The 6997-nt window shown below is 32.9% G+C and carries 6 protein-coding genes and 3 pseudogenes; 4 read left to right on the forward strand and 5 right to left on the reverse strand.

Annotated features, from left to right (window positions below; genetic code table 11):
- Positions 1-561: pseudogene (locus ABGB03_RS15725) on the reverse strand (M42 family peptidase); the annotation flags it as partial.
- 123 nt (positions 562-684) lie between these two features.
- On the opposite strand from ABGB03_RS15725, the gene ABGB03_RS15730 reads away from it, so the two are divergent.
- Together ABGB03_RS15730 and ABGB03_RS15735 are read left to right on the forward strand one after the other, a co-directional pair.
- A complete protein-coding gene (locus ABGB03_RS15730) occupies positions 685-1395 on the forward strand; it encodes a DUF4294 domain-containing protein (protein ID WP_347921723.1) in 711 nt (236 codons plus the stop codon).
- Positions 1379-2002, forward strand: a complete 624-nt coding sequence (locus ABGB03_RS15735; protein WP_347921721.1) for a hemolysin III family protein — start codon at positions 1379-1381, stop codon at positions 2000-2002. Before ABGB03_RS15730 ends, ABGB03_RS15735 begins: the two co-directional genes overlap by 17 nt.
- A gap of 115 nt (positions 2003-2117) precedes the next feature.
- Here the strand turns inward: ABGB03_RS15735 and ABGB03_RS15740 are convergent, their stop codons facing one another.
- Positions 2118-3704, reverse strand: coding sequence for a serine hydrolase domain-containing protein (locus ABGB03_RS15740; RefSeq protein ID WP_347921720.1), 1587 nt, complete (start codon positions 3702-3704; stop codon positions 2118-2120).
- Positions 3705-3881: 177 nt separating this feature from the next.
- On the opposite strand from ABGB03_RS15740, the gene ABGB03_RS15745 reads away from it, so the two are divergent.
- Positions 3882-4634, forward strand: coding sequence for a peptidase E (locus ABGB03_RS15745; RefSeq protein WP_347921718.1), 753 nt, complete (start codon positions 3882-3884; stop codon positions 4632-4634).
- On the opposite strand, the gene ABGB03_RS15750 is transcribed toward ABGB03_RS15745, so the two are convergent.
- The 3 genes and pseudogenes from ABGB03_RS15750 to ABGB03_RS15760 form a co-directional block, all read right to left on the reverse strand.
- On the reverse strand, positions 4631-5059 hold the full coding sequence (locus ABGB03_RS15750; RefSeq protein WP_347921716.1) for a DUF4268 domain-containing protein: 429 nt from the start codon (positions 5057-5059) through the stop codon (positions 4631-4633). The two genes, ABGB03_RS15745 and ABGB03_RS15750, sit on opposite strands and share 4 nt — an antisense overlap.
- The gene (locus tag ABGB03_RS15755; protein ID WP_347921714.1) at positions 5059-5733 is read right to left on the reverse strand and encodes a ZIP family metal transporter; all 675 of its coding nucleotides are present in this window, start codon (positions 5731-5733) and stop codon (positions 5059-5061) included. The genes ABGB03_RS15750 and ABGB03_RS15755 overlap by 1 nt, the downstream gene beginning before the upstream one ends.
- 2 nt (positions 5734-5735) lie before the next feature.
- Positions 5736-6466: pseudogene (locus tag ABGB03_RS15760) on the reverse strand (class I SAM-dependent methyltransferase).
- Positions 6467-6611: 145 nt separating this feature from the next.
- Here ABGB03_RS15760 and ABGB03_RS15765 point away from each other — a divergent pair.
- Positions 6612-6995 (forward strand): annotated as a pseudogene (locus ABGB03_RS15765) (THUMP domain-containing protein); the annotation flags it as partial.
- Positions 6996-6997: the final 2 nt, after the last annotated feature.

Here is a 6997-nt window from a genome sequence, read left to right on the forward strand (position 1 = left end):
ACCCATTCTGTTGTCTAAAGCACGACAAACAAACTTGTCTTTGTTAAGTATATGGAATTCATCTGGATAGGTAATAACGCAACCAACATGAACACCCATTTTCTCAACTTCTGCTTTGTCCTTAGCACCAATATCAATAGTAATGTTATCTGGTTTTGGTGGCTCTTCTTTCGAACGATTTCGTGTATGAATTGCAGGCCAACCAAAAACACCTTTTACAATACCTTTTTTGGTGTGGATATTCACAATTTTACTTGGTGCAATTTGATGGTCACTTCCACCATTTCTAATCACATAAATCAATCCGTTGTCTGCAATATAATTCACATACCATGAAATTTCATCAGCATGACCTTCAATAACTACTTTGTAATCAGCCTCTGGATTAATAACACCAACAGCTGTTCCGTAAGTATCTGTAATAAATTCATCTACATAAGGTTTTAGATAATTCATCCAAATTTTTTGCCCATCCCATTCGTAACCTGTAGGTGCTGCATTATTTAAGTATTTTTCAAGAAAGTCCATAGACTTTTTATTGAGTATCTTCTTTTTTGCCATTCTAAAATATTTTGCTCTAAAATAATAATATTAATAAGAATTTAAGGTTTAAAAGAGTGTAAAATATTAACTTTACACTGTTAAGTTTTATTCAAAGCACCTCAATTTGAATTTAACCCAATTATGAAAAAGATTCTTTGCATATTATTTGTATTACCATTGTTTTGTTTTGGTCAGGTTGAAGAAACTGAAACCGATACTTCTCAAATAAAATATTTGATAATAAAAGGTGATTCTATTCCAAGATTAGCCATAGATTTAGACGAAGTTATGCTACTCCATAAATTGGAGTTTGATAGTAAAGAAGATAGACGACGTTACTTAATCTTAAAGCGTAAAACCTTAAAAGTATATCATTATGCACAACTGGCTGCTACTAGATTAGATACACTTAATGCACGACTAAATAGATTAGAAAAAAAGCGTGATAGAAAACAGTACGCTAAAAAGATACAACGGTATATTGAAGGTGAATTTTCAGATGAGTTAAAAAAACTCACACGAACCGAAGGACAAATACTTATTAAATTAATCCACCGACAGACTGGACATACAACCTTTGAGCTTATTAAAGAACTACGTAATGGTTGGCGTGCCTTTTGGTTTAATAATACAGCAAGTCTATTCGACTTATCTTTGAAAAAAGAGTTCGACCCGATGAATGTAAAAGAGGATTATTTAATTGAAGATATCTTGCAACGCAACTTTCAAAGCGGACGCTTAGAAAGACAAAAAGATGCTTTAGGATTGGACTTCTTTGAATTAACCCAGAAATGGTTAAGTGACAAACCTAAAACTGCCAAAACCCCAAAAACCATTGAGCGTACAAACTAAGTTAGAGGAACAGCTCAATACATTCTCTCATGCCATTGGAGCTGTATTAGGTATTGTTGGTTTAATAATACTAGTAAGCAAACAAGCTGATACACCATGGAGTTTATTTAGTGTATTAGTATATGGTCTTTCCATTATTGTGTTGTTTAGTGCTTCTGCATTATATCATGCAGCCAAAACCGAAAAACGCAAACACTATTTTAGAATTGTAGACCATATAAGCATTTATTTATTAATTGCAGGAACTTATACGCCTGTATTATTGTTAACATTATCAGATAGTAATGGTTGGCTTCTGTTTTATACCGTTTGGGGAATTGCTGCTTTCGGTGTATTTCTAAAACTCTTTTTTACAGGACGTTTCGAGGTGTTTTCAACGCTGTTGTATTTGGTTATGGGTTGGTTAATCGTCTTTGATTTTAGCGTTCTAGCTGAAAGAATGGACACCAATGGGGTACTTTTCTTATTTGCAGGTGGTTTGTTTTATACAGTAGGCATTGTGTTTTACGCCATTAACAAAATACCATACAACCATGTGATTTGGCACGTGTTTGTATTAGCTGGTGCTATTAGTCACTATTTTATGATTTTGTGGTATGTAGTTTAGCTGGAAATGCAGAACTAAATATTAGGTTCGTTTAACGTCGGATATGCGTCGTTTTAATGACTTATATCCGACGTTAAACGAAGTTCGACTTTTTTTCTTACAAAGTCAAATATGTTTACTCGGATAGTGTTTCCTTAAATGACATATCCAAACGCTGTACTTTTGGTGATTTTTCAGGTGTAAGTGTAAAAAACATAGAGATAATACCATTCTCAGTTTGCACATTAAAGCGACCTCGTAATTGGTTTAAAGGTGTTAGGTCTTCTACTTTAACAACCGCTCCAGCTTCTGCAAAAATTTGTTTGGCTTGAGACATTCGTTTATCTCTAGACTTATCTAAATAAAAGTTTTCTGCAATAATTTCCTTTTCAAGGTTAGCATTCCAATTTTGTACTAAATCTAAGACTTGCGCTTTTCGCTTCTCAAGAATATCAGATACAGGAAGCTCTCGTGGTTCTAACCCAGTTTTATCAAATAATAATTGCTCTACTTTGTTTATTGGCAAAGGCCCTGTATACGTTAGGTTGCCAAAAGCCATCACACCAACACCATATTCAGGATAAAAATAATAGTTACTACCAAACCCTGGAAGCGCGCCTCCATGTGATACACGTTTTATGTCATTGCAATAGGTAGCAATACCAAGTCCAAATCCGTAGCCATTCATTAAAGCGCACGTATCACCATTGTAATCTCTAGCATTTGGATATAATCTTGGATATTGAGGTGTTTGCATCTCACGAAGTGAGCTTCGTTTAATTGGTCCATTATCGTCATCATTTCTTGGAGGCCATGCCGAAAGATGAAAACTTACATATTTACTAAAATCTTCAATGGTGGTGATAAGCCCACCCATAGAGCCAAACGAACCATCATGCAATATAGGTTCTAGTTTCCATTGTTCGTCTTCCCAACGGTAGCCAATGGCAAGTTCTTCTTTTGGAACATCATTCCATTCCCAATAGGTGTTGTTCATCCCTAAGGGTTGGAGTATGTTATTCTTGATGTAATCTTGGTAAGGCTCACCAGAAACTCGAGACACAATATTACCAAGCAACGCATAACCTGTATTACTGTATTCGTATTCAAATGATGGTGTGTTAGAGAAGGTTACACCATCGTCTATCATACCAATAAGCATCTCGTTTGTTTCGTCTAACTGACGGTCTCCCCAAGGATTATCTTCTGGAAAACCTGCTGTCATAGTTAATAGATTTTCAATATCGATAATAGGACTGTCTTTTGTAAGATATTCCAGATTAGTCATTTCAGGAATGTATTTACTAACAGGGTCGTTTAAAGCTAGTTTACCTTCATCTCTTAATTTTATAATTGCCATTGCTGTAAAACTCTTAGTCATAGAAGCGATTCGAAACGCCGATGTTGTAGTTGCTAGATTTTTAGTATCAACATCCAATACACCATCTGCTGAAGCAATAACCAATTGGTCATCGACTACAATACCATAAGCAATCCCTGGAATATGCCTGCCTTTGGCATGCTCAATCATCACTTTTTCAATCTCTGGAGCTATTTGTTTAATTTTTTCAACGCGATTATCGTTTTCAAATGCTGCAGCTTTGTAAGTGTTAGAAAATGATGTAGTTGTACTAGTTTCAATTTTAGTAGATTGATTAGAATTACAAGAACTCACAAGACACACACAAATAATTAACTGGAAAAGATGTTTTAAATGATTCATTGGTTGATAGTTTAGCATTATTAAGATGTTGAGAAAGTTAGTCATTTTTTATGTTAACATATTTTAAATGCTTGTTAATAAATCACAACTTTTTATAAAGTAATTAATTGATTTTGAAGGGATAAAAAATTACATTTGGTAGAACATCAAAAAAACAACCAACCAATATATCAACTCATGAAAAGATTTATCATTTTTTGTCTTGTCTCTTTTTTTATGACAGGATTCGCTTTTAGCCAAGATCAATATATTTTTCCTTATGGAAGTGGACCAAGTAAAGCATTCATTAAAGAAATCATTAAGCTCACTGGAAAGGAGAAACCAAAAATCTGCTTTTTACCAACAGCTTCAGGTGATAGAGAGAGTGGAATAATTAGATGGTACGAATTGGTTAACGACCTTGAAGTTGAACCTTATGTGCAGCGTGTTTGGATAAGCTCGTACAGACAAAAATATACGTTTGAAGAATTTCTATTAGGGATGGATGCTATTGTTGTTGGTGGTGGAAATACACTCAATATGATGGCTATATGGAAAGCACAAGGTATCGATAAAGTTTTAAAGAAAGCATTAGAAAAAGGCATTGTATTAGCAGGAGGTAGTGCAGGCTCGCTATGTTGGTTTGACAATGGCACAACTGATTCCAGACCAATAGAATTGAGTGTTGTGGAAGGTTTAGGCTTTTTGCCTTATAGCCATAGTCCGCACTACGATGGTGAGGAATTCCGAAGACCATTATATGAAAAAAACATAAAAAACGGCATTTTTGAAGCTGGTTATGCTATGGATAATCAAGCTGGAATTATTTTTAAAAATGGCAAACCTTTTAAAGTAGTTTCTATGGGTGAAGAACGAAATTGCTATTACGTATCACTTGTAAATGGTGAAATAGTTGAAGAGAAATTAGATAAGATTATTTTGAAAGATTAACTTTTAATCACATCTCTATATTCCTCAAAAAAAGCTTCAAACAAGTTCATTTTCTCATTAAAAAACGCCATGGTATCTCTCCAAGTATTTTTATTGTGAATAGATACTTTTTGATTTAAAGGGACATAGATACGTGATATTTCTTTACCGTTATCTAGATAAAATTCTTCTTCGTAAATGGCGTCAGGTAAATAATCGTCATGTAGAATACTTTTTAATGCCGTTAGTTTTTCCCAGCAATTCACACGATTCTCTAGGTCGTCTTCTAAATCTAAAGTTATAAAGGCTTTTTTGGTATCGAAGTAAAATTTAAAGAAGAGTCCTTTTATTTTGGTGTTATATAAAATCCATTTTCTAGGAAATGATTTTCCAAAGCTTGTCCAAAATTCTTGGCGTATTAATCTGGATTCTTCTTTACTAAACATTAAATCAAATACGCAACAACTACTGCAAAAACAATTGCTAGTAGCTTGTTTAAATTAAATTTATGGCCTTCGCTACTTTCAAATAAAATAGTGGTCGAAATATGTAAAAAGATACCAATTACTACAGCATTTATATGCGTTAATAGCCCAGGAATTAATTCAACATTATTTGAAACAATGGTTCCAAGTGGTGTCATTAACCCAAACAAAGTTAAAAACATAATGATTTGGTATGTTTTGTAATTTGATTGAAATAGATAAGTAGTGATAAGTATTGCGATTGGTATTTTATGAATTAAAACACCATAAACCATATCGTTATGTTGGTGAATTGGAAAGCCTTCTAAAAATGCATGAATGCATAGACTAATAAAAAGTAGCCAAGGAAAGGTATGACTATTTTTATGAATATGCACATGACCATGCTCAGCACCTTTTGAAAAGAATTCCAAGAATATTTGAAAGAGAACTCCAATCATTATAAACAAGCCAGTTTTTTTGGCCTCTAAGTGTTCATAAACTTCTGGTAGTAAATCGAAAAAAGTTAGTGACATTAAAAAAGCACCACTAAAAGCTAGTAATAGTTTTATATTTTTTATGGGTTTGTTTTTTGTGAGTTTCACAATTATAAACCCTAAAATGACTGCATATATGGGAAATAGATATTTATTCATAATTACATAAAAATCATGATTAAGCGTTCTGAGCTATGTTTATTAAATTTATTGAGTTTATAGTCGCCAAAGACATCCAATAACTGAATATTTGCCTTCTCAAACATCTTTTAAAATCTTCAAGTGTTAATGCTTTTACTAACTCTTGGTAATGGTATGGTTTTCCATCAGATATAAACGAAATATCTTTTATAATAAAGCCATTTTCAACATAACGTTTCAAATTAAAATCAATACCATCAATAGTTTTAGTATTTTCTTTCACTAAATTATTTACAACAAAATCGGCATTTAAAAAGTCGATAACACCAATACCATTTTCTTTTAAATTCGCTTTAATTGCTTTAATAGTATCTAGATCATCTTTGTCATCATCAAAGAAACCAAAACTTGTAAACAAATTAAAAACAGTATTAAATTGTTTAGTATAGGCTTCACGCATATCATGTACATCAAAATGCAAAGTATCGTTTTCAAATTGTTTGGCAAACGCAATACTTTTTTCTGATAGATCTATTCCAGTCACATCATAACCAATGCTATTTAAATACACCGCATGACGGCCTTTACCACAAGCTAGATCTAGAATGGAGCTATTTTCAGGGATATTGAGATAACTTGTGAGGTTTTCCATAAAGGAGTGAGCTTCATTATCATCTCTATGTTTATACAAAATATGGTAGAAGGATGTATCAAACCATGATGAGTACCAATCTTTCGTGTCTTTTGTCATGCATTAATGTGTGTCGCAACAAAAATAAAGTATTTTTGCAATCTATTTGCTCGCTAAGCGAGATTTGAGTATTAAATTTTATTTGATAACCTAAGAGTTGTTTCAATTAATACAAAATGAACTTGGTCTAAGATTTAATTAGTATATGGAGAATAATTTTAAAATAGTAGCCAAAACCTTATTTGGTTTTGAAGAGCTTTTAGCAAAAGAACTTAGAAACTTAGGTGCACAAGATGTAAAAATTGGTGTGCGCAATGTCAGTTTTGTTGGAGATACAGGCTTTATGTATAAGGCAAACTTAGCCTTACGAACAGCTATTAAGATTTTAAAACCCATAAAAAACTTTAGAGTTACAAATGAGCAAGATTTATATAACCAAGTTTATAAAATGCCTTGGGATAAGTACTTGTCTGAAAATGGTTCTTTGGCTATCGATGCGACTGTGCATTCTACCGTTTTTACACATTCTAAGTACATTGCTTTAAAAACTAAAGATGCTATTGTAGATAAGTTTAGGGACACAAAAGGAAC

Source organism: Pontimicrobium sp. SW4, from assembly GCF_039954625.1.
In the GTDB taxonomy this organism is placed as follows: Bacteria; Bacteroidota; Bacteroidia; order Flavobacteriales; family Flavobacteriaceae; genus Pontimicrobium.

What these genes read in the sequence shown, in the direction of transcription:
- ABGB03_RS15730 (WP_347921723.1), top strand. Translation starts at nt 685, where the DNA reads ATGAAAAAGATTCTTTGCATATTATTTGTATTACCATTGTTTTGTTTT.
- ABGB03_RS15740 (WP_347921720.1), bottom strand. Translation starts at nt 3,704, where the DNA reads ATGAATCATTTAAAACATCTTTTCCAGTTAATTATTTGTGTGTGTCTT.
- ABGB03_RS15745 (WP_347921718.1), top strand. Translation starts at nt 3,882, where the DNA reads ATGAAAAGATTTATCATTTTTTGTCTTGTCTCTTTTTTTATGACAGGA.
- ABGB03_RS15750 (WP_347921716.1), bottom strand. Translation starts at nt 5,059, where the DNA reads ATGTTTAGTAAAGAAGAATCCAGATTAATACGCCAAGAATTTTGGACA.
- ABGB03_RS15755 (WP_347921714.1), bottom strand. Translation starts at nt 5,733, where the DNA reads ATGAATAAATATCTATTTCCCATATATGCAGTCATTTTAGGGTTTATA.